This is a genomic window from Micromonospora profundi, from assembly GCF_011927785.1.
Taxonomy (GTDB): domain Bacteria; phylum Actinomycetota; class Actinomycetes; order Mycobacteriales; family Micromonosporaceae; genus Micromonospora; species Micromonospora profundi.
In genome coordinates this window covers 6,045,097-6,067,063 of record NZ_JAATJK010000001.1, presented here as the reverse complement: position 1 = coordinate 6,067,063, position 21,967 = coordinate 6,045,097, and the positions used below count along the sequence as shown (strand labels likewise).

The 21,967-nt window shown below is 70.8% G+C and carries 22 protein-coding genes and 1 pseudogene; 22 read left to right on the top strand and 1 reads right to left on the bottom strand.

The window, feature by feature from the left end:
* Positions 1-32 precede the first annotated feature (32 nt).
* The 17 genes and pseudogenes from F4558_RS27105 (at position 33) to F4558_RS27025 (ending at position 17,064) form a co-directional block, all read left to right on the top strand.
* On the top strand, positions 33-797 hold the full coding sequence (locus F4558_RS27105) for an ABC transporter ATP-binding protein (protein ID WP_053651543.1): 765 nt from the start codon (positions 33-35) through the stop codon (positions 795-797).
* Entirely contained in the window at positions 782-2,485 is a 1,704-nt protein-coding gene (locus F4558_RS27100) for a hypothetical protein (protein ID WP_053651545.1), read from the top strand. Before F4558_RS27105 ends, F4558_RS27100 begins: the two co-directional genes overlap by 16 nt.
* 97 nt (positions 2,486-2,582) lie before the next feature.
* Entirely contained in the window at positions 2,583-3,137 is a 555-nt protein-coding gene (locus F4558_RS27095) for a sigma-70 family RNA polymerase sigma factor (protein ID WP_167946500.1), read from the top strand.
* Positions 3,130-4,356 carry a DUF11 domain-containing protein gene (locus F4558_RS27090; RefSeq protein WP_167946498.1) on the top strand — a complete coding sequence of 409 codons (1,227 nt, stop codon included), beginning with the start codon at positions 3,130-3,132 and terminating at the stop codon, positions 4,354-4,356. Before F4558_RS27095 ends, F4558_RS27090 begins: the two co-directional genes overlap by 8 nt.
* Before the next feature lie 71 nt (positions 4,357-4,427).
* The gene (locus F4558_RS27085) at positions 4,428-4,919 is read left to right on the top strand and encodes an SRPBCC family protein (protein ID WP_053652309.1); all 492 of its coding nucleotides are present in this window, start codon (positions 4,428-4,430) and stop codon (positions 4,917-4,919) included.
* A 154-nt stretch (positions 4,920-5,073) separates the two neighbouring features.
* Positions 5,074-5,625, top strand: a pseudogene (locus F4558_RS27080) (flavin reductase family protein); the annotation flags it as partial.
* A 272-nt stretch (positions 5,626-5,897) separates the two neighbouring features.
* Positions 5,898-6,263 carry a DUF485 domain-containing protein gene (locus F4558_RS27075; protein WP_053651549.1) on the top strand — a complete coding sequence of 122 codons (366 nt, stop codon included), beginning with the start codon at positions 5,898-5,900 and terminating at the stop codon, positions 6,261-6,263.
* Positions 6,241-7,932: a monocarboxylic acid transporter gene (locus tag F4558_RS27070; RefSeq protein WP_053651551.1), complete on the top strand. Its 1,692-nt coding sequence runs from the start codon at positions 6,241-6,243 to the stop codon at positions 7,930-7,932. The genes F4558_RS27075 and F4558_RS27070 overlap by 23 nt, the downstream gene beginning before the upstream one ends.
* Positions 7,933-8,025: 93 nt before the next feature.
* The gene (locus tag F4558_RS27065; protein ID WP_053651553.1) at positions 8,026-9,003 is read left to right on the top strand and encodes an NAD-dependent epimerase/dehydratase family protein; all 978 of its coding nucleotides are present in this window, start codon (positions 8,026-8,028) and stop codon (positions 9,001-9,003) included.
* Between the two features lie 76 nt (positions 9,004-9,079).
* Positions 9,080-10,303: an LCP family protein gene (locus F4558_RS27060; RefSeq protein ID WP_053651555.1), complete on the top strand. Its 1,224-nt coding sequence runs from the start codon at positions 9,080-9,082 to the stop codon at positions 10,301-10,303.
* A gap of 474 nt (positions 10,304-10,777) precedes the next feature.
* Positions 10,778-11,809, top strand: coding sequence for an LCP family protein (locus F4558_RS27055; protein ID WP_231639874.1), 1,032 nt, complete (start codon positions 10,778-10,780; stop codon positions 11,807-11,809).
* Positions 11,810-11,935: 126 nt separating this feature from the next.
* Positions 11,936-12,940, top strand: coding sequence for an LCP family protein (locus F4558_RS27050; RefSeq protein ID WP_446685548.1), 1,005 nt, complete (start codon positions 11,936-11,938; stop codon positions 12,938-12,940).
* Between the two features lie 58 nt (positions 12,941-12,998).
* Positions 12,999-13,334, top strand: coding sequence for a rhodanese-like domain-containing protein (locus F4558_RS27045; RefSeq protein ID WP_053652311.1), 336 nt, complete (start codon positions 12,999-13,001; stop codon positions 13,332-13,334).
* 10 nt (positions 13,335-13,344) lie between these two features.
* The gene (locus F4558_RS27040; protein ID WP_053651559.1) at positions 13,345-14,133 is read left to right on the top strand and encodes a glycerophosphodiester phosphodiesterase; all 789 of its coding nucleotides are present in this window, start codon (positions 13,345-13,347) and stop codon (positions 14,131-14,133) included.
* A gap of 52 nt (positions 14,134-14,185) precedes the next feature.
* Positions 14,186-15,637, top strand: coding sequence for a PAS domain-containing sensor histidine kinase (locus F4558_RS27035; protein ID WP_053651561.1), 1,452 nt, complete (start codon positions 14,186-14,188; stop codon positions 15,635-15,637).
* A 61-nt stretch (positions 15,638-15,698) separates the two neighbouring features.
* A complete protein-coding gene (locus tag F4558_RS27030; RefSeq protein WP_312877450.1) occupies positions 15,699-16,115 on the top strand; it encodes an ATP-binding protein in 417 nt (138 codons plus the stop codon).
* A gap of 61 nt (positions 16,116-16,176) precedes the next feature.
* A complete protein-coding gene (locus F4558_RS27025; RefSeq protein WP_167946494.1) occupies positions 16,177-17,064 on the top strand; it encodes a DUF5926 family protein in 888 nt (295 codons plus the stop codon).
* A 26-nt stretch (positions 17,065-17,090) separates the two neighbouring features.
* Here F4558_RS27025 and F4558_RS27020 read toward each other — a convergent pair whose 3' ends face one another.
* Positions 17,091-18,320, bottom strand: a complete 1,230-nt coding sequence (locus F4558_RS27020) for an arginine deiminase (protein WP_167946492.1) — start codon at positions 18,318-18,320, stop codon at positions 17,091-17,093.
* 163 nt (positions 18,321-18,483) lie between these two features.
* Between F4558_RS27020 and F4558_RS27015 the strand changes: the two genes are divergently transcribed.
* From F4558_RS27015 to pheA, 5 genes are all read left to right on the top strand, one after another.
* Positions 18,484-19,224, top strand: a complete 741-nt coding sequence (locus F4558_RS27015; protein WP_167946490.1) for a hypothetical protein — start codon at positions 18,484-18,486, stop codon at positions 19,222-19,224.
* Positions 19,225-19,387: 163 nt separating this feature from the next.
* Entirely contained in the window at positions 19,388-19,846 is a 459-nt protein-coding gene (locus tag F4558_RS27010; protein ID WP_053651568.1) for a hypothetical protein, read from the top strand.
* Between the two features lie 74 nt (positions 19,847-19,920).
* The gene (locus tag F4558_RS27005) at positions 19,921-20,310 is read left to right on the top strand and encodes an ACT domain-containing protein (RefSeq protein WP_053651571.1); all 390 of its coding nucleotides are present in this window, start codon (positions 19,921-19,923) and stop codon (positions 20,308-20,310) included.
* Positions 20,311-20,389: 79 nt separating this feature from the next.
* Positions 20,390-20,974: a hypothetical protein gene (locus F4558_RS27000; protein WP_312877400.1), complete on the top strand. Its 585-nt coding sequence runs from the start codon at positions 20,390-20,392 to the stop codon at positions 20,972-20,974.
* A 10-nt stretch (positions 20,975-20,984) separates the two neighbouring features.
* Positions 20,985-21,941: a prephenate dehydratase gene (pheA, locus tag F4558_RS26995; RefSeq protein WP_167946488.1), complete on the top strand. Its 957-nt coding sequence runs from the start codon at positions 20,985-20,987 to the stop codon at positions 21,939-21,941.
* Positions 21,942-21,967: the final 26 nt, after the last annotated feature.

Genomic DNA, 21,967 nt, shown 5'->3' with positions numbered 1-21,967 from the left:
CAGAAGTGGTGGTCGCCCGATAACGTCGGCCCATGACTGTTGAGCACCCCGCCCTCGCGCTGCGTGGCCTGGCCAAGCAGTTCGACGGCACGGTCGCGGTGGCCGGCGTCGACCTGGACGTCCCCGCCGGCTCCTTCTATGGCCTGCTCGGCCCGAACGGCGCCGGCAAGACCACCACCCTGTCGATGGCGGTAGGCCTGCTGCGACCGGACGCGGGCTCGGCGTGGGTGCTCGGTCACGACGTGTGGCGCGACCCGGTCACCGCCAAGCGGCTGCTCGGCGTCATGCCCGACGGGGTGCGACTGTTCGACCGGCTGACCGGTGCGGAGCTGCTGGCGTACAACGGGCTGCTGCGGGGGATGGACCCGGCGGTGGTCGACAAGCGTGCGGCGGAGCTGCTGGACGTGCTGGCGCTCGGTGACGCCGGCCGGACGCTCGTGGTGGACTACTCGGCCGGCATGAAGAAGAAGATCGGCCTGGCCTGCGCGTTGCTGCACGGCCCCCGGGTGCTGGTGCTTGACGAGCCGTTCGAGGCCGTCGACCCGGTCTCGGCCGCGTTGATCCGGGACATCCTCACCCGGTACGCGGCCGGCGGCGGCACTGTGGTCTTCTCCAGTCACGTGATGGAGGTCGTCGAGCGGCTGTGCTCGCACGTGGCGATCCTCGCCCAGGGCGTCATCAAGCGGGTCGGAACGCTCGCGGACGTACGCGGCGACCGCTCGCTGGAGCAGGTCTTCGTCGAGGTGGTCGGCGGGCGCACCGCGACCGGTGACGAGTTGTCGTGGCTGTCCCGGTGAGCGTCGACGCCGCAACCGCCGGTCCGGTGCGGGCGGTCTCCGCACGGCACTTCGTGCGGCTCAAGCTGCGGGTGATGGGCAACAACTTCCGGGGCCAGGGCTGGCGGGTCGCCCTGTTCATCGGCGGCGCGCTGTTCGGGCTCTGGTTCGCCGCCAGCGGTTTCTTCCTGTTCGCCGCGCCGGGCATGACGGACAACGGCAAGTACGCGGTGTTGGTCGCGGCGGCCGGCGGCGGACTGCTGGTGCTGGGTTGGCTGCTGCTGCCGCTTGTCTTCTTCGGGGTCGACGAAACGCTCGACCCGGCCCGGTTCGCGTTGTTGCCGCTGCCCCGTCGCACGCTTGTCACCGGCCTCTTCGCCGCCGCGCTGGTGAGCGTTCCGGTGCTGGCGGTGTTGATCGCGTCGTCGGGGCTGGTGCTGACCTCGTGGGCGTTGGGGGGATGGTCCGCCGGTCTGGTGGCCGTGGTCGGCGTGCTCGGTGGGTTGTTGCTCTGTGTGGCCGCCAGCCGGGCGGTCACCAGCGCCTTCGCGACAATGCTGCGGTCCCGCCGGGTGCGGGACCTCGCGGCCGTGCTGCTGGCGGTGACGGCGGCGCTGCTCGGCCCGTTGCAGATATTCGGCCTCGCCGCGCTGCGGGAAACGGACTGGACCCGGCTGACCGGCGCGGCGACAGTGCTCGGCTGGACACCGCTCGGCGCACCGTGGACCGCAGGCATCGACGTGGCACAGGGGCGGGCGTGGGCGGCCCCGGTCAAGTTGCTGATCACGGCGGCGGCCATCGGTGCCCTGCTGGTCTGGTGGTCTCGGTCGTTGGAGTCGGCGATGGTCGGTGCCGCGAGCTCCGGTAAGGCCCCCGCTCAGCGCGGAGTCACCGGCGGCGCGGTCACGCAACTGTTTCCCCGGGTCGCCGGCTCGTTCCGTCGGGACCGGTTCGGCGCCCTGGTCGCCCGGGAGGCCCGTTACTGGTGGCGGGATGCCCGCCGCCGCGCCAACCTGATCACGATCGCCGTGGTCGGCCTCTTCGTCCCGGTGATGATCAACCTTGGTGGCGCGAGCTTCGCGGTCGATGGAGGGGAGGGCTTCACTATGGGTGCCGGCGACAGTTCGCCGGTGCTGGTGACCGTCTCCATGATCTTCGTGGGGGTGCTGGCCTCGGTCACGCTGGCCAACCAGTTCGGCTTCGACGGCAGCGCGTACGCCGCGAACGTGGTGGCCGGTGTGCCCGGCCGAGTCGAGTTGCGCGCCCGGATGACGGCCTTCTCGCTGTACGTCCTGCCCCTGCTGGCGTTCGTCGGCGTGGTGCTGGCGGTGGTGCTCGGTCGACCGGGCTGGATCGGGTTGACCGCCGGCAGCCTGGCCGCCACCTACGGCGTCGGGCTGGCGGTGAACAGTTTCGTCTCGGTGCTGGCGGCGTACTCGCTGCCGGAGACGAGCAACCCGTTCGCGATGAACAGCGGTGCCGGCCTGACGAAGGGTCTGCTCACCTTCGTGGCCATGATCGTCACGGCGGTGGGGGCTGTGCCGATGGTGGTTGCCGCCGCGCTGCTCGGTGACGCCTGGCTGTGGCTGGCCCTCCCGCTCGGCGCGGCGTACGGGTTGGGCGCCGCCCTGCTGGGCGCTTACCTGGCCGGCGACGTGCTGGACCGCCGGATGCCGGAACTGCTCGCCACTGTGACTCCCCGCCGCTGAGAATCGGGCGGTAGCGCCGCAACCTCCCACACCCGCACGGGGTGTGCTGATCAGACACCGCGCCGACCGGGGCGGTGGACCAGCAGGGGAGGCGCCGATGATGGTGCGGCAGCACGACCCCGGTGATCTCCGGGACGGGTTGTCTCCCACGGGCACAGGGGCCGCGGTAGACAGCTTCGAGGATTTCTACGCGGCCAACTTCCAGCCGCTGACGCTCCAGTTGTACGCCTACACCGCCGACATCGGCCAAGCGCAGGATGCGGTGCAGGAGGCGTTCAGCCGCGCCTGGGCCCGGTGGGACAGGTTGGTCCGCTACGAGCGTCCGGCGGCCTGGGTCCGTACGGTCGCGATGAACGTGGTGCGCAACCGTTGGCGTCGGCTGCGCGCCGCCCGTGCACACGCACGGTTCCACCGGAACGAGACCGTCGAGGGTCCCGGGCCGGACCGCATCGCCCTGGCCCGCGCTCTCGCCACGCTGCCGGAGACCCAGCGCCGGGCGGTCGTGCTGTTCCACGTGGCCGATCTCAGCATCGCCGAAATCGCCGATCAGGAGGGCGTCGCTCCCGGGACGGTGAAGTCCTGGCTGCACCGGGGCCGGGCCGCGCTCGCCGCCCAACTCTCCGACCCGAGGACGGAGGACCGCCATGTCTGACCACGACACGACACCCGAGCTGGACGAGGCCTTCGCCACCTTCCGGTCCGGTGGACCGCTGGTGGTGCCTGCCGGCGCCGGGGCCGCCCGCGAGGTCGCCCGCCGCCGTCGTACGAGCCGGGTGGTGGCGACCGGCGTGATAGCCGCCGCGTTGGTGGCCACGCCGGTGCTCGCCAGCGTGTGGGCCGATTCGGACCCGCCGACGCCACCGGCGCAGACCACCTCCCCGTCGCCCGACTCTCCTCCGACCGCCGCTTCCACCGCCCCCACGCCGTCGACGGCACCGACCTCCGCCGCGCCGCCGAACGGCCGGATCACTGAGAAGGACCTCGGCAACGCCGTCCTCGAACTGCCGGCCTGGCCCGGAACCCTCGCGGACGAGTGCCCCGCCGGCCGGGTCAGGTTCTCCCACGGCATCGCGCAGCGTCCGTCGGGCGTGGAGCTTCGAGCCCGCATCGTCCAGGTAGTCCATGCCGACCTCGACCGGGACGGGGCGCAGGAGACGGCGGCGCTGATCGACTGCAGTGGCCTGGAGATGGGTGAGGCGCGGGTGCTGGCCTTCGACCGGGACCGGGCCGGAGCCATCGTCACCATGGGCATCGTGATCGGGCAGACCGGCGACATCGGGGGAATCCGCCGGATCCGAGGGGAGGACCGGTCGGTCGCGGCGGAGGTGGTGGACCGGGCGGGCGACGGCCTTCCCGACAACCTCGCACAGCGTCAGTGGCGCACCTACTCCCGGCCGGACGGCACGTTCGTCCAGACGGGCGGGCCCACGGCGTTCCCGGCCAACCCGAGGATCACCGACCTCGCGGTCGACGGGAGCGAGCTCCGGCTCGCGCCGGCCGACGGGGACAAGGCGAGCGGCACGCTGCGCCTGACGGTACGGAACGACGGCCCCCAACGGGCCGCCGGCCCGCGGGTACGGGTGGCCCTTCCAAAGGGGTTCGACGTGACCTCCCTGCCCACGACCTGTACGCGCTTCACCTCCAGCCGGGGTGCCGACTTCACCTGCCGACTGTCGGCGCTGCCGGTGGGCGGCCGGGCGACTCTCGAGCTGCCGGTCTCGGTCGTGCGGTCCCAGGTGGGCACGGGCGTCGTGGGCACGTACTCGGCTGAGGTGTGGTGGAGCGACACCGACGAGGGGTTGCCCTATCCCGAACCGGCCGACGCGAAGAAGAACAACGTGATCAGGAAAGACATCCTCGTCACCGGCTGAATCGCGGCGAGGCGCCCGGGACCCTCGACGGTGACCTCCGGGCGCCTCGCCCCGCCGGGCACAATGGTCTGATGCCCGTCGTCGAAGCGGTGGTCACCGTGCCGGTCCCGCCCGAGCTGGCCTTCGCGGTCTCCCAGACCACCGCGCCCGTGCGCTATCGGTGGGACCCGTTCGTCCGCGAGCAGCACTTCGTCGACGGGGCGACCCGGCCCGGCAAGGGGGTGCGCACCTTCACCCGGTCCCGGCACGGTCTGGCGATGGTCAGCGAGTACGTCTCCTTCGCACCGCCGACGAACGTCGGCATGAAGATGGTCCGGGGGCCGTGGTTCTTCGAGCGGTTCGGAGGCGGTTGGCGCTTCGAGCCCGGCCCGCAGCCCGGCACGACGGTGGCCACCTGGCGGTACAACTTCCGCTGCCGGCCGGCGTTCCTGCGCCCGGTGGCCGATCGGATCGGCGTCTGGCTGCTCGGTCGCGACATCCGCCGCCGCATCGCCGGGTACGCGGCCGGGTGCGCCGACCCGGAGGTGCTGACCGCCGCCCGCCGGTCCCTCGGTGACGACTGAGCGCTCCCTGTCAGCGCAGGCGCATGAAGGCGTCCAGCCGATGCTGATTGATCGTTGATGTCACGTTCACCAGTTCCCACCCGAACTGCGACAGGTGCTCGATGGCGGAGGGCACTGTAGGGCTGGCCCGCCATCGTCGTCGGGGGCCGGTCAGCGGTGTCGAGGCGGCACAATGTTTCACGTGAATCCAGAGCCGGGCGCTGAAATCCATTCCACCGATCCGTTCGCGACGCCGTCCGCGCAACGCTCGCCGGTACGCAGGCTGCGGGGTCGGCTGGCCGCACCGGTGACGCTCTGGACCGCACCCGGCCCGGCCGGGCTGACCGTGTCGTCGACAGTGGTCGCCGAGGGTGAGCCGGACCGGCTGCTGGGCCTGATCGACCCGGAGTCGGACCTCTGGGCGGCGGTCGAGGACGCTGGGCGGTTCGCGGTCGCCCCGCTAGGCCCGCGCCACAGGCAGCTCGCGGACCGCTTCGCCGGCCTGTTCCCGTCGCCCGGCGGGCTGTTCGCCCTCGACGCCTGGACCGAGACGCCGTACGGCCCGGTGCCCGCGGACGCCGGCGGGTGGGCGGGTTGCCGGCTCGACAGCGCCCGGGAGTACGGCTGGGGCCTGCTTGTCGAGGCCACAATCGAGTCCGTCGACGTCACTGACGACGCCCCTCCGCTCCTGCACTACCGCGGCCACTACCGCGAGCTGTCCATCTGATCCGCCACCCGCCCACCGCCAGCCGCCCGCCGCTTCTCGCGTTGATCATGAGGTTGGCGGCGGCCGGCGTCCGATTTGTCGCCGCCAACCTCATGATCAACCGTGGAGGTCCGGACCGACCGGTCACCGGAGTGACCTGAGTCACTCGGCGCAGCCAGGCAACCGCTCGGCGCACTCGACGACCACTGTCGATCTCACCCTTCCCCGTCCGGGAGCGCGCTCTTTACCGTGCGCGAAACTCCTCCGACGCCTGTGAAGGTGGTGATCCACAGATGTCCACGGACACGCCCGCGCCGACCGCTTCCCAGCCGGACAAGTATCTGGCCGTACAACGGTCGGACGAGTTCGCCGGGCTGCGGCGCGCGTTGCGCGGCTTCGTCTTCCCGATGACCGTCGCGTTCTTCCTGTGGTACGCGCTCTACGTCATCCTCTCCGCGTACGCCCGGGACTTCATGGGCACGAAGCTGTTCGGCAGCAACATCAACGTCGCACTGGTCTTCGGCCTGCTCCAGTTCGTCTCCACGTTCCTGATCGCCTGGCTGTACTCGCGGTACGCCGACCGGAAGATCGACCCCATCGCCGACCGCATCCGCGCCGAGATCGGGGAGGTGACCCATGAAGACGGTCCACGCGGTTGAGACGTTCCTGGCTGCCGAGGCGACAAACCACACCGCCCGCAACCTGACGATCACGCTCTTCCTGGTCTTCGTGGCGGTCACGCTGGCCATCACGATCTGGGCCAGCCGGCAGACCAAGACGGCTACCGACTTCTACGCGGGTGGCCGGTCGTTCTCCGGCTTCCAGAACGGCATGGCGATCGGCGGCGACTACATGTCGGCCGCCTCGTTCCTCGGAATCGCCGGCATCATCGCGCTGTACGGCTACGACGGCTTCCTCTACTCGATCGGCTTCCTGGTCGCCTGGCTCGTGGCCCTGCTGCTCGTCGCCGAACTGCTGCGCAACTCCGGCCGGTACACGATGGCGGACGTGCTCGCCTTCCGGATGCGTCAGCGTCCGGTGCGTACGGCGGCCGCGGTCTCCACGATCACGGTGTCGATCTTCTACCTGCTGGCGCAGATGGTGGGAGCGGGCGCACTTGTCGCGCTGCTGCTGGGCATCCGGCCGGGCACGACGTTCCTCGGCATGGACGCCGCCACCGCCAAGGTCGCCACCATCATCATGGTCGGCGCCCTGATGATCATCTACGTCACCGTGGGCGGCATGAAGGGCACCACCTACGTGCAGATCGTCAAGGCGTTCCTGCTCATGGGCGGCGCGCTGCTGATGACCCTGCTGGTGCTGGCGAAGTACAAGTTCAACCTGTCGTCGCTGCTCGGCGACGCCGCCGCCTCGTCCGGCAAGGGCAGCGCGTTCCTCGAACCAGGGCTGCGCTACGGCGTCGAGGTGGCCGGCAACGCGACACAGACCTTCTACAACAAGGTCGACCTGCTGTCCCTCGGCATCGCCCTGGTGCTCGGCACCGCCGGTCTGCCGCACATCCTGATCCGCTTCTACACCGTGCCGACCGCGAGGGCGGCCCGAAAGAGCGTGCTCTGGGCGATCGGCATCATCGGCACCTTCTACCTGCTCACCCTGGCCCTCGGCTTCGGTGCGGCGGCGCTGGTGGGCAGCGAGGCGATCACCGCGCAGGACAAGGCCGGCAACACCGCCGCGCCGCAGTTGGCCGAGGCGCTCGGTATCGACTTCTTCGGCGGCGACCTAGGAGGGGCGGCCCTGCTGGCGATCATCGCGGCGGTCGCCTTCGCCACCATCCTGGCGGTGGTCGCCGGGTTGACACTGGCCTCCTCCTCCAGCCTGGCGCACGACTTCTACGCGAACGTCATGAAGAAGGGCGAGGCGTCGGAGCGGCAGGAGGTGCGGGTCGCCCGGATCTCCGCCCTGGTGATCGGCGCGATCTCCATCCTGTTGTCGATCTACGCGCAGAACCTCAACGTGGCGTTCCTGGTGGCGCTGGCCTTCGCGGTCGCCGCGTCGGGCAACCTGCCGGCGATCCTCTACAGCCTGTTCTGGCGGCGGTTCAACACCTCCGGCGCGGTGTGGGCGATCTACGGCGGCCTGCTCTCGGCCGTACTGCTGGTGTTCTTCTCGCCGGTGGTCTCCGGGGCTGCGACGTCGATGTTCCCGGACCACGACTGGCAGTGGTTCCCGCTGTCCAACCCGGGCATCCTCTCGATCCCGTTCGGTTTCCTGTGCGGGTGGATCGGCACCGTCATCTCCAAGGAGCACGACGAGGACAAGTACGCGGAGCTGGAGGTCCGCGCCCTCACCGGCGCAGGCGCCCACTGACCGCCGCACATCTTGTAAGGAAGGGACCCCTGTTAACGCCAGGCGTTAACAGGGGTCCCTTCCTTACATATCGGGATCGGTAGGCTGACCGGCATGAAGGTTGCTGAGCGCTTCGGTTCCGGTCACCGCGTTCTCGTCACCGGCGGCGCCGGTTTCGTCCCCTCACACCTGGTCGACTCGCTGATCGCCAGGGGCTGCACGGTGGTGGCGCTTGACAACTTCGTGACCGGCTCGAAGGAGAACGTCGCCCACCTGCTGGACCGGCCGACCTTCACACTGGTCGAGGCGGACATCTCCGAGGGCCTGCCGGCCCACCACCCGGCCCTGGCCGAGCGCTTCGACGCGATCCTGCACATGGCCTCGCCGGCCAGCCCCACCGACTTCGCCCAACTGCCCGTGGAGATTCTCCGGGTCGGCTCGGTGGGCACCCTGCACCTGCTGGACCGCGCGGTCGCCGACGGCGCCCGGTTCCTGATGGCCTCCACCTCCGAGGCGTACGGGGACCCGAAGGAGCACCCGCAGCGCGAGACCTACTGGGGCAACGTCAACCCCATCGGCGTACGCAGCGTCTACGACGAGGCGAAGCGCTTCTCCGAGGCGGCCACCATGGCGTACCACCGCTACCGGGGGCTCGACGCGGCGATCGTCCGGATCTTCAACACGTACGGCCCGCGGATGCGCCCGGACGACGGGCGGGCCATCCCCACCTTCATCTCGCAGGCGCTGCGCGGCGAGCCGATCACCGTGCACGGCACCGGCAACCAGACCCGCTCGATCTGCTTCGTCGAGGATCTGGTGCGGGGCATCCTGCTGCTGCTCGACTCGACCGAGACCGGCCCGGTCAACTGCGGCACCGAACACGAACTCACGATGCGGCAACTCGCTGAGTTGATCGTGTCGCTCTCCGGCAGCACATCCGAGGTGACCTACGTCACTCGCAGCGCCGATGACCCGGAGATGCGGCGTCCCGATCTTGGCCTCGCCCGGGAGCTGCTCGGATACGAGCCGACCGTCGCGCCCGAAGACGGCCTACGACGCACGATCGAGTATTTCCGAGCTCGGCTAGGGTAACCGGCGCGCGACGGACCGCCCATCGCCGAGTGTCGCCTGGCGGCGGGAGTGGCTCCCACTACGTACCCTGAGTTACATGTCAGCGACCTCTGCCGGCGTTCCTCAGCCGTACCTGCACCGCAGCGCCGGCCGCGCCTCGGTGCCCGGCTCCGACCGGGGCGCCTCCGGGCGCGCCCGCCCGACGGAGGCCCGCTGGTACCCGTCGCACGACGATGAGCAGCGTCAGCCGGGCGGCCCTGCCGGACCGCGAGGGCCGGGAGGCCCGGGTGGTGGCGGCGGCTCGGGGCGACGTGGCCCACGGCCACGCTGGGGACGCATCGGCCTGGTAGCCGGGGTCGCGGTGCTGGTCCTGGCGCTGCTCGGCGGCCTCGGCGCCTGGCTGTACGCGCGCAACCTCAACAACGACCTGGCCCGCACCGACCCGTTTGCGGAGATCACCGGCGGCCGGCCTGCCAAGGCTGTGGACGGCGCGCTGAACATCCTGCTGGTCGGCAGCGACTCCCGGGATCCGGACGCGCCGGTCGACACCAAGAGCCAGTGGCGGGCCGACACGATCATCGTGATGCACATTCCGGCCGACCACCAGGAGGCCTACCTGGTCTCCATTCCGCGTGACCTCTACGTGCCGATCCCGGGAAGCGCCGGCGCGGACTGCGGCTCCGGCCAGCGCGGGAAGATCAACGCAGCGTTCGCGTTCGGCGGTCTACCTCTGGCGGTCCGCACCGTGGAGTGCTTCACCGACGTCCGGATCGACCACGTGATGGCCATCGACTTCGGCGGGTTCAAGGAGGTCACCGACGCCCTCGGTGGCGTCGACCTGAAGGTGGAGCGGACGATCACCTCGATCCACAAGCCGTACCGGACGTTCACCAAGGGCACCAACCACATGGACGGCGCGGAGGCGCTGGACTGGATCCGGCAGCGCAAACAGTTCCCGGACGGCGACTTCGCACGGATGCGGCACCAGCAGGAATTCCTTCGGGCATTGATGGACAAGGCGGCGAGCACCGGCACGCTTGCGAACCCGAAGAAGCTCAACGACTTCCTCAAGTCGGTGACCGCTGCCGTCACGGTCGACCAGGACTTCTCGTTGACAGACATGGCGGTGCAGTTCCGTAACCTGCGTGGGCAGAACCTCACATTCCTGACCAGCCCCAACTCGGGCAGCGAGACGATTAACGGTGAGTCGGTGGTGGTCTCCGACCGGGAGAAGGCGCTGGCGATGTACCGGGCCATGTCAGCGGGCACCATGGCGGACTGGGTCAAAGCCAATCCGCCGAAGAGCAACGACGGCGGCTGAACACACCGTTTTAACGCCTGGGAATCATCAACGAAACCGTCGCTCACCTTCGGCAAACAACTCGATCACCGAGGGTCATTTCCTTCGGATGAGGCCAGCGTCATACCGCAACCAGCTCGACGGGTCATCGAGATAGGCCGATCGCCGGTAAGCTGCACCTGACATCCGAATTGAATCCGGATGAACTCGCCAAGTCGATTTGATGCACGTACAGTGGTCGCCGCCCCATCCTGATCACGAACTGGAGCACGAATGCCGGTTCAGGCCAGCCGACGCCCTACCTCAGCCGCGCCGAGCGGCCGAATTGCCGCATCCATACCAGTGCAGCCGGGCCGATCGGGTGGTGGGCCGGGTGATCGCCCGCCAGGTGGTGGTGGCGACGGCCGGTCGGGTGGAAAAGGGCCAGCCAAGAAGCGGCCCCGCCGCAAGGATCCGCTCTGGGCACGCCTGACTGTGATCTTCGGTGCGGTGCTGATGCTCAGCAGCGGGGTGGGCATCGTCGGCGGCAAGGTGCTGATCGGCCAGGCCACCGGAGACATCGCGCAACGCAACCTGCTCGGTGAAGCCAGCAAGTCCGACGCCGAGGGCGGGGCCAGCCTGGACGGCCCGATCGACATGCTGCTGCTCGGCGTGGACGCACGGGAGCGCTGGGCAGCCGACGACGTCCGCTCGGACAGCATCATCATCCTGCACATCCCGGCCTCGCACGACCAGGCGTACCTGATCTCCATCCCCCGGGACACCCAGGCGCAGATCCCCGCCTTTTCGAAGAGCGGCTACGGCGGCGGCACTGGCAAGATCAATAGCGCGTTCCAGGCCGGCGCCGCCAACGGCGGTGGCTGGGAGGGCGGCGCCCAACTGATGGCGCAGACGATCAAACGGCTCACCGGGATCAGCTTCGACGGCGCGGCGATCATCAACTTCGGCGGCTTCAAGAACGTCATCGACACGCTCGGCACCGTACGGATCTGCGTCAGCCAAGAGGTCGAGTCGCTGCACATGTCGTACGTCGACGGCAAGCCGATGTGGAACGCGGACGCCAAGAAGACAGGCAAGCCGAGGACCCCGGTGGTGCACAAGAAGGGTTGCCAGGAGATGGAGGGCTGGGCGGCCCTGGACTACTCCCGGCAGCGCAAGACCCTCCGCAACGGCGACTACGACCGGCAGCAGAACCAGCAGCAGCTGATCAAGGCGATGGCCAAGAAGGCCACCGACGGCGGCATGCTCACCAACCCGGCGAAGATGCAGCAGCTGATCAAGGCGGCCGGCAAGGCGTTCGTGCTGGACACCGGCGGCACGTCGATCGAGAACTTTATTTACACCATGCGCGGTGTCACCGCCAACGAGCTGACGATGCTCAAGACCAACAACGGCACCTTCAACAGCACCGGCACCGGCGCCGAGGCGCTTAGCGAAGAGACGATGGCCATGTTCCGTGCGATCAAGCAGGACAAGCTTGCCGAGTTCGTCTTCGCCAACCCCCAGGTGATCTCCACCCGCAAGTGAGCGGGCCGATGTGGGGGAAAACCCGCGACCGTCCCGTCACCGGCCGTAGCCTGACGTGAGCACGTTTCACGTAACAGCTGCGGGGAGGCGGACACGTCCAGGTCCGGACGCAACGTGGTGGGCCAAGTGGGCGCCGCCCGGTCGCGTCGTGCCCGTGGCTCACGGATCATGCTCGGCGTCGGGCTGGCCCTCGCCCTCCTGGCCGGGCTCACAGTGGTCGGTCTCAAGACACTCTCGCACCGGTACGACAGCTCGGTGACCAGGGAGCAACTGCTCGACGACGACGCGCGCAGCGGACGCACCGACCTGGACGGGCCGCTCAACTACCTGCTCGTCGGCACCGACAGGCGCGCCGGCAGCAGCGAACCCGACCAGCGGTCGGACACCATCCTCATCGTGCACGTACCCGCCGGCAGGCGCGAGGCGTACCTGGTCTCCATCCCACGTGACCTGCTTGTCGCCATCCCGCCGACGAACGGGTTCGGCGGCGGCCAAGACAAGATCAATGCGGCGTACGAGCGTGGCGGCGGTGGGCAGGCCGGCACCCAACTGCTCTCGGCCACCCTGAGCCGGCTCACCGGCCTCCGGTTCGACGGTGCGGCGCTCGTCGACTTCTCCGGCTTCCGGAAGGTCATCGACCTGCTCGGCGGCGTACGGATGTGCGTGGACACCGAGGTCCGCTCGATCCACACCAACCGGGTCTTCCCCACCGGCTGCCAGAGGATGGACGGGGCGCAGGCGCTGGACTACGTGCGGCAGCGCTACGACCTGCCCGGTGGTGACTACGACCGGCAGCGCCACCAGCAGCAGTTACTCCGGGCGATGCTGGACAGCGCCGGCCAGGCGGACCTGCGTACCGACCCGATGAAACTGGATCAGGTGCTGCGGGCCGTCGGCGGCTCGCTGACTGTCGACACCAACGGCGTACCCCTGGAGGATCTGCTCCTCGCACTGCGTGCGCTGCCGCCCGACGGGATGCGTGGTGTCCAGGTCCCGTCGTTTCCGCAGACCATCGACGAGGTCTCGTACGTGGTGCTCGACAACGGCGGGAACGGGCTGTTCGAAGCCGTCCGGAGCACCCGACTGCCGGCCTGGGCGCAGGCCAACCCGCGCTGGGTGACCCGGTTGTGATGGTGTCGACGGCGGGGCCGACACCGAACCGGCTGGCGAGGATCTAATGTTGGTCCCTGTGTTCGGACCCCAGGTTCCCACCGTGCCCGTGACCGAGATCGCCGACGACACCTACCTGCTCGACGTGCGGGAGGACGACGAATGGGCGGCGGGCCACGCCCCCAACGCCCATCACCTGCCGATGATGGAACTGCCGGCCCGGTTGGCCGAGGTGCCAACCGACCGGGATGTGGCGGTCGTCTGCCGCTCCGGCGGGCGCTCCGCCCAGGTCGTCGCCTACCTGGTGAACAACGGCTGGGACCGGGTGCGCAACGCCGACGGCGGGATGCGCCAGTGGGCAGCCGTCGGCCGGCCGGTGGTCGACGGAAACGGACAGCCCGGCCAGGTCATCTGAGGCGGTTTGCATGGGCGGGCCTCTGGTCTTCGCGCACCGCGGCGCCTCGTACGACCTTCCGGAGCACACTCTCGCCGCCTATCTGCGCGCCCTCGACGAGGGCGCCGACGGGCTGGAGTGCGACGTCCGGTTGACCCGCGACGGGCACCTGGTCTGCGTGCACGATCGACGTCTGGACCGCACCAGCAACGGCCGCGGTCTGGTCAGCGCACGTACGCTCGCCGAGTTGGAGGCGCTCGACTTCGGTTCCTGGCATCCGGGCGGCGCCCCGAGCGGTGACCTGCCGCCGGACGAGTCGCACACCCGGCTGCTCACCCTGGCCCGGCTGCTCGACGCCGTGCTGGCCGCCGGGCGGCCCGTCCGGTTGCTTGTGGAGACCAAGCATCCGTCCCGCTACGGCTCGAACGTGGAACGGCGGCTGGTCGCCCTGCTGCGGCGCTACGGGCTGGCCGATCCGGCACCCGACGACCTGGTCCAGGTCACCGTGATGTCGTTCTCACCGCTGGCGGTCCGGCGGGTCCGGGAGTTGGCCCCGACGCTGCCCACAGTGCTGTTGCTCGAGGTGCTGCCACGCTGGTGGCCCGCGGGTCGGCTGCCGTTCGGCGCCCGCATCGCGGGGCCGGGCATCGGTCTGGTCCGGGCCCGACCGCAGTTGCTGCCCGCGCTGCGGGCCGCCGGCAACCAGGTGTACGTCTGGACGGTCAACGAGCCGGCCGATCTGGAGTTGGTGCTGGCTGCCGAGGTGGACGGGATCATCACCGACAGGCCGGCGCACGCCCTCGCCCGACGGGATCGCTGATCGGCGTCGACCGGGGGTGCCGAAAGCCGGATCTCCGGGGCAGACTCGGCACATGCCGGAGCGTATCGACTTTCCCGCTCTCATCGCCGGCCACGCTGTCGTGATCGAGATGATCAATTCTGGGGACGCGGGGTTGCCGGTCCTCACCCAGCTGCTCCGGGCTGCCCAGCCGGCGCTCGGGGCGAGAGGTATGGCGTTCGTCGAGTTCGGTCCGACCGGTGGCCGGGTGATCGCGGCGACCGGCGCTGCGGACTGGGCATTGGGCCGTCCACTGGCAGCCGACGACCCGGACACCGTCTGCCTGCTCTCCGGGCCACGGGTGCGCCAGGTCCGCGTGGCGGACCTGAACGGCAAGCTCGCCGGTGAGCTGGCCGGCAGCGGGCTACGCCGGATGGTGGTGTCCCGGGCCGAGATCGGCGGGCACACCGTCGGCAGCCTGCACGCCCTCTACCCGGGCGACGGCGAGCCGGGCGACGAGCAGGCAGTGGTCTCCTACCTCGCATCGTGCATCGCGCACATGTACGGCGACGCGAGCGGGCTGCCGGTGCACGGTGACGGACCGGTGGTGGCGGCGCTCGCCGACGGTCTGGCGGTTGTCGACCGGGAGGCGACCGTCCGACTCTGGAACCCGGCCGCCGCGCAGGTCACCGGTCAGACCGCCGAACAGGCGTTGAACCGACCGCTGCCGTTGCCGCTGCCGCCTTCCGGCCAGGTCCGCGACCACCGGCTCCCGGACGGACGCTGGCTGCGAATCACCTCCGGCGAGCTGCCCGGCCCGGGTGCGCTGCGGGTGGTCACCTTCCGCGACATCACCGACCAACAGCGCCGCGACCACGACCGGGAGCTGTTCGTCGCTGTGACAAGCCACGAGCTGCGAACCCCGGTCACCGTGATCAAGGGATACGCGGACACCCTCACCGACCACTGGGACTCGCTCAACGACGCCGACCGTCGGCAGGCCGCCCGGGTGATCGGGCAGCGCGCCAACGAGCTGGCCCGGCTGGTCGACCGGCTGCTCTCCTCGGCCGCGGAGACCGGCCCCGGCGACGACCCGCCCAGCCCGTTCGACCTCGGTGAGGCTCTGCGTGCCGCCGTCGTCGACCTGCCTGTGGAGCTGCGTCGGCGGCTGGTGCTGCGCCTCCCCGCCGACCTGCCCAAGGCGCTCGGCCACCGGCCCAGCCTGACCACTGTGCTGACGGAGCTGGCGACGAACGCCGGCAAGTACTCGCCGCCGGGCTCCCCCATCGAGATCACCGCCGGAGTCGACGGCCAGCTCGTCGGGTTCCGGGTCAGCGATCGAGGAATCGGCATCCGTCCCGAGCACGTGGAGCGGGCGTTCGACAGGTTCTGGCAGGGCGAGTCCGGCGACCGGCGCGGCTACCCGGGGGCGGGGCTCGGTCTCTATCTCGTCCGCCGGATCGTTGAACAACAGAATGGATGGGTATCCCTACGTCCAAGGACCGACGGCGGTACGGTCGCAGAGGTGCGACTGCCGCGCGGTTGACCGGCGGCGGCGCGACGTGGAGGCGACGGTGGCAGCGGCAGTGAGGGATCGGGCGTGGTGCGTGGTGGTTCCCCACCATCCCGCTGGAGCACGGCTGGCCCGGCACCGGCTGGCCGACGATCTGGCTGACGTCGTACCCCCGAGGCTTCTCGCGGACCTGATCGCGGTCCTCGCCGAGCTGGTGGGCAACTCGGTGCGGCATGCCCGGCCGCTTCCCGGCGGCGTGGTCCGGGTGGCCTGGCGGTTGCGGCCCTCGGCCGAGGGTCCGCGCGTCCAGTTGGGGGTGACCGACGGCGGCGCGAGCACCAGGCCACGGATCCGGACGGCCAGCCTGGACGCCGCCGACGGGCGGGGTCTGCACATCGTGGCCGGTCTGGCCACGCGCTGGGGTGTCGAGCGCGATGGCATGGGTCAGCGTGTGTGGGCGGAGTTCGATCCGGCGACGACGAGCCGTTCGGACCTGGTGGCTGCGGGCTGAACGGCGGTACGGGGCGGGTCCGGCCCACGACGGGCCGACCGGCCCTCTAGGCTGTGACGCCGTGAGCAAGCGTCGAAAGAGCCAGCGCGCCGCCGTCGACACCGCCCCCCGGAAGGACAAGGTGCGGGACGTTTTCGTGCCGCGACCGTTCGAAGGGCTGGCCGACGAGCCTGAATGGATCGCGCTGCGTGAGCTGGTGCCCGCCGCGTCCGCGCCGCTGCGGCTGGCGCCCACTGTCGTCGAGGAGTTCGGCGACCGGCCTGTCACGCTTGCCACGGTGCTGCCGATGGCCGCACCCGCTGTGAGCAAGCCGGACGGCCGGGTGCTCATCGGCCTGCAACGGCACCAGCAGTCCGGCGACGTCTCCCGCGACCTGGCCGACGCTCTGCTCTGCGCGTTGCGGGCCGAGCCGGGCGGCCAGGTGGCCGTGCCGCCGCTGCCCGGCCCCGGCCCCCGACTCCAGGACATCCTGGTGGACGGCCCGCTGGAGATCACCATGCACGACGGGTTCGAGTTCTGGCTCGATCCCGGCGCGGCGGACGATCCGACCGTCCAGGCGTCGCTGGAGCGGGCCAACGCCGCCATCTACCCGACCGTGCGGATGGCGGCGGCGAGGGCCGCGTACTGGTGCCAGGTCCCGGAGAAGGCACACGTGCGCTGGGTGCTGCCGGACGACGAGGACGCCGCCCTGGACGCGCTGGCCCGCCTCGGCGCGGCCGGCACGCTGACGCTCGGCGAGCAGACCAAGTTCGCTGGCATGTTCCGCGCGCACGGCCGGCTGGTGCCGGTCTGGGACCTGCCGGAGCAGGCGCCGGCGACCGACTGGGAGGACCCGGTGGCGCAGTTCAGCAAGCGGTACGCGGAGGCGCTCGCCGCCACCGATCCGCTGGACGCCGCCGGCCGCCGGGCCCGTCAGGGGCTGCTCGGCCGCCAGCTCACCCTGCGCTGACGTTAGGAGGGGCCCCTTGTTATGCATCAGGCGCTAGTAGGGGGCCCTTCCTTCAGCGAGTCGCGGACTATCGGGCAGGACATGCAGCGGGGGCCACCCCGGCCGGAGCCGAGCTCGGAGCCGGCGATCGGGATGACCTCGATGCCGGCCCGCTCCAACTGCGCGTTTGTGGCGGTGTTGCGTTCGTAGCCGACGCAGAGCCGGGGCGCCAGGGCGAGCGTGTTGTTGCCGTCGTCCCACTGCTCGCGTTCCGCGGTGACCGGGTCCAGCCCGGTGTCGATGACCCGGAGCTGGTCGAGGTCCATCGCGTCGGCGGCGGCCCGCAGGAAGGGCGCGGGGCCGTCGACCCGCGGGTCCTCGCCGTCGGCGCCGGCGATCACGGTGTACGCCGAGAGGGTGCTGGCGATGTTGGGATACATGAGCACGGCGTCGGCGTCGACCATCGTGCAGACGGTGTCCAGATGCATGGTGGCGCGTTCCTGGGCGATCGGCACCACGAGGATGGTGTGGGCCAGCCCGGCGGCGAAGACCTGCCGGCCCAGACGTTCCGCGCCGGCCGGTGTGGTGCGCTCGCCCACCCCGACCGCCAGCACGCCGGGGGCGAGCAGCAGCACGTCCCCGCCCTCCAGGTGCTCCAGGTGGGGGCGGTAGACGAACTCGGTGCCGGCGAAGCGTGGATGGTGGCGGTAGATGGCGTCGGTGAGTGTGGTTTCCCTGCGGCGGGCCGGCATGGCCAGGCTGGTGACACCGACCCGGTCGCCGATCCACAGCGACGAGTCCCGGGTGAACAGCAGGTTCGGCAGCGGATCGATCACAAAATCGTGACGGTCCATCAGGGTGTAGACCAACCCGCCCGGCCGCTCCGGGCTGATCCGCAGTTCCTCGTGGGCGAGCCCGGCGGTGAGCACGTCGGCCAGCGCGACCGGGTCCAGGTAGGCGAGGTGGTCGGCGACCCGGGCGCGCAGGGTGTCGCCGAGCCGGGGGGAGCGCAGCACGTGCTCGGTGAGTTCGGCCCGGGCGTCGGCGACGGCGAGCGTCTCGGCCAGCAGGGTTGCCAGGTAGAGCACCTCGACACCGCGCTCGCGCAGCGCGGCGGCGAACGCGTCGTGCTCCTCCTGGGCGCGGCCCACCCAGGGGATCGCGTCGAACAGGAGGGAGTCGTTGTTGCGGGGGGTGAGCCGGGCCAGTTCCGGGCCGGGCCGGTGCAGGAGCACGGTGCCGAGCCGGCCGACTTCGCTGTCGACGTAGTGGGTCACCCCCGCAGCGTAGGGCAGGGTTTAGCGGCATCCGACAAAAGAACTGTGGATGAATATGGCATTCATCCACAGTCACTCCGGCGTTCCGGCTTGCCGAACACCGGGAGTGGCAACGTAGGGTAGTGAGGACATAACTTCGAGGGACCTTTTGCCGGAGGTCGCGATGACTGTCTTTCCCGCACGACGAGCCGTACCGACTGGCCGGGCACTGCCGCCCGCCGCGGTGCCCCACCCCCGCGTCGAGTCGCCGGGGGTTCTCGAGCCGATCCGTCCGACACCTCTCGAATGGGCGCGCCGCCGGCGTGCCGAGCGGGGCGCCCGTCGGCTGGAGGCGGCCGGAGCACGGGCACTCGGTCAGCTCGACCATCTCGGGCCGGCCTGGCACGTCATCGAGTGGCCCCGCACGGATGTGGCGGACGCCCTGCTCGACCGCGCTCAGGACGACCGCGCCGGGTTCCTTGCCATCGGGCCGAGCGGCCTGTTCGCGGTGACAATCGCCGACCACGGTCGCGCCCGGGTGCTCGTCGCCGGTGACGTGGTGCAGATCAACGGCAAGCGGCCGCCGTACGTGGCCGAGGCCCGTCGGGACGCCAAGCGGGCCAGCAAGGCCCTCAGCGACGCTGTGGGGCTGACGATTCCGGTGTCGCCGGTGCTGACCTTCGTGGGCTCCGGCGTGATCAGCGTCTACGGCCTGCCGAAGGACTGTCTGATGGCGACCCACCGGGAGCTCGACCGGCTCCTCGTGGCAGGTGGCAGCCGGATCAGCCCCGCCACTGCCGAGAAGCTGTCCCGGGTGGCGCAGCATCCGAGCACCTGGCTGAAGGGCACGTACCGTCCAGCGGCCGACTACCGGTGGTACGACGAGGGCCGAACGGCCGCTGACAAGCCGGCCCACCACCGGTAACGTCACCGACGACGCCACGCGGCCCCGGTTCCCACCCCCACCGGTTCCCGCGCCGTCACCGACCGCCCGGTTCCGACCGTGCGGTCCGGTGACCCGGTGCGCTCGGTGGTCCCGTCGGAGACCGGCTAGCGTGGACAGTCCGTCGGTGTACATAGGAGGCTCGGTGGCCCACGTCGAACTTTCGCTCTCGGAAGTGTTCGTGCCGGCGGCGCGAGCCTCCACAGAGCCGGAGTCCGACAACTTCGGCCAGTGGTCCTCGACGGTCTGCCGGGCCGACGAGCCGTGCCTGCTGATCGACGCCGACACCCGGGTGGTCGCCATCTCCACGGCCGGCTGCGAGCTGCTCTGCCTGGGCGAGCCGGCCGGCCTGATCGGGCGGCCACTGCTCGACGGCGGGCTACGCCTGCTGGACTTCACCGCCAACCGGGGCGAGCTGACCGAGGCCGAGATCGACAAGATCCCGCCTCTGCTGGCACTCTCCTCCGGCCGCCTCGCCCGAGGTCTGCTGCGGGTGCAGGGCGCGGCGGCGGGCAGCTCCGACGCGACCGTCGATGCGATCTCCACCCCGGTGCACGCCGACGGCACAGTGGCAGGCTCCCTCACCTTCTTCTCCGAGGTCTGACCTGCGGCGGATGTGGCGTTCACCGCACGCGGCGATGCCGGCGGCGGCCCACACCGACACCGTAAGGTGCCTTCATGCTCGATATCGCTCTGCTGCCGGGGGAGTACGCCGTGTGCCGGTTGGCCCCCGGCGCCGCCCTGCCGTACGCGCTGTCGAGCGAACTGGACCCCGCCGAGGTGGTAACTGTGAGCTGGACCACCGACGGGATATCGGTGATCTGCCCGACCACCCGAGCCCCGGCACAGGCCGTGATGGAGACCTCCTGGCGCTGCCTCAAGGTCGCCGGCCCGGACGGCGTGGCCGCCACGGGAACGCTTGCGGCTCTCGTCGCGCCGCTCACCGACGCCCGGGTCAACGTGGTCACCTTCTCCACCTTTGACACCGACTACCTGCTGGTGCCGATCGTCCGCCTGGCCGAAGGCACGGCGGCCCTGGAGCGCGCCGGGCACCGCGTACTCGGCTGAGCTTCACCAGGCCGGCCGCTCGCCCTACGATGGGCTCGGCCACCCCCCGGCCGCCACGACCTTCCCCGAGGATCGGCCTGTGCCGTTCACCCCGTTGCGCCGCCCGTCTCCCCCACCGCAGGCGACGGTCCGTACGCTGCCCACGACCCGGATCCTGCTGGCGCTCTTCACGATCGTGGCGCTGACCGGCTGCGGAGCCCCACCTGAACTGCGGCAGCCATCCAGCGTGCCCACGGTCACCGGCACGCCCACCGCGCCAGGGCCTACCGGCAGCCCGACGGCATCGCCCACCGCCGTGCCCACTGCTCCTCCGGTCGGCACCCCGTCGGCCACGCCCGATGCCGGCCTGGTCGCCATCGCCTGCCGGAACGGGCCCACCGGTCACCAGGTTCTCCGGCTGCTGCGCGGCCGGACGGGAGTCCTCCCGAACAACGTGCAGGTAAAGGTCCGCAGCGGGCCGCTCTGCGCCGCCGACTGGCAGTACACCGTGGTCACCGTGACCGGGCACGAGGAGCTCCAGGTCGTCACCCGGGGCCGACCCACCGCCCCCGAGCTGGTCACCGCCGGCACCGACGTGTGCACCGCCGAGGTCCGGGCCACCGGGCCGGTCGGGATCCGCACCCTCGCCTGCGACGCCGGCACACCGCCCGGATCGGGTGCGTAGGCTGGTCGGCATGCCCGGAACACCGCCCACGCGCTTCGTCTACCTCGGCCCGGAGGGCACCTTCGCCGAACAGGCCCTGCGCACGATTCCCGCCGCCGAACACGGCAGCCGTACGCCCGCCCGCAGTGTCGGGGAGGCGCTGGACAGCGTCCGGGCGGGGGACGCCGATGCCGCGCTGGTGCCGCTGGAGAATTCGATTGGCGGGGCGGTCGGCATCACCTTCGACGAGATGATCGAGGGCGACCCGCTGGTGATCACACGCGAGGTGATCCTGCCTGTGGAGTTCGTGCTCGCCGCACGGGCGGGGACGTCGCTGCCGTCGATCCGCACGATCGCGGCGCACCCGCAGGCGTCCACCCAGTGTCGGGGCTGGCTGCGCGACCACCTGCCCGACGCGGTGGTGGTCGACGTGCTCTCCAACGGCGCGGCCGCCGCAGGCGCCGGCTCGGGTGAGTTCGACGCGGCGATCTGCGCGCCGATCGGGGCGGCCCGGCATCGGCTCGCGCTGCTCGCCGACAAGATCGCCGACCACCCCGACGCGGTGACCCGGTTCGTGCTGGCCTCCCGCCCAGGCCCACCCCCGCCGCCGACCGGTGACGACCTCACCTCGCTCGCGGTCTACATCGCCCACGACCGGGTCGGTGCGCTGCTGATCGTGCTGATGGAGTTGGCCGTCCGTGGGGTCAACATGACCCGCATCGAGTCCCGGCCGACCGGCGAGGCCCTGGGCCGGTACGTCTTCTTCCTGGACTGCACAGGGCACGTGGCCGACGTACGGCTGGGCGAGGCGTTGCAGGGGCTGCACCGGGTCTGCGCCGACGTCCGCTTCCTTGGCTCCTATCCCCGGCACCGCTGGGCCGAGACAGCCGGCGAACGACCCGTACCGGCGCCGGCCGGTCTCTCCGACGTCGACTACGCCGACGCGGCGGCCTGGCTGGCCCGACTGCGCACCGGAGAGCTGACCTGACCCCGGCTGGGCCGGCTGGTGGGCCG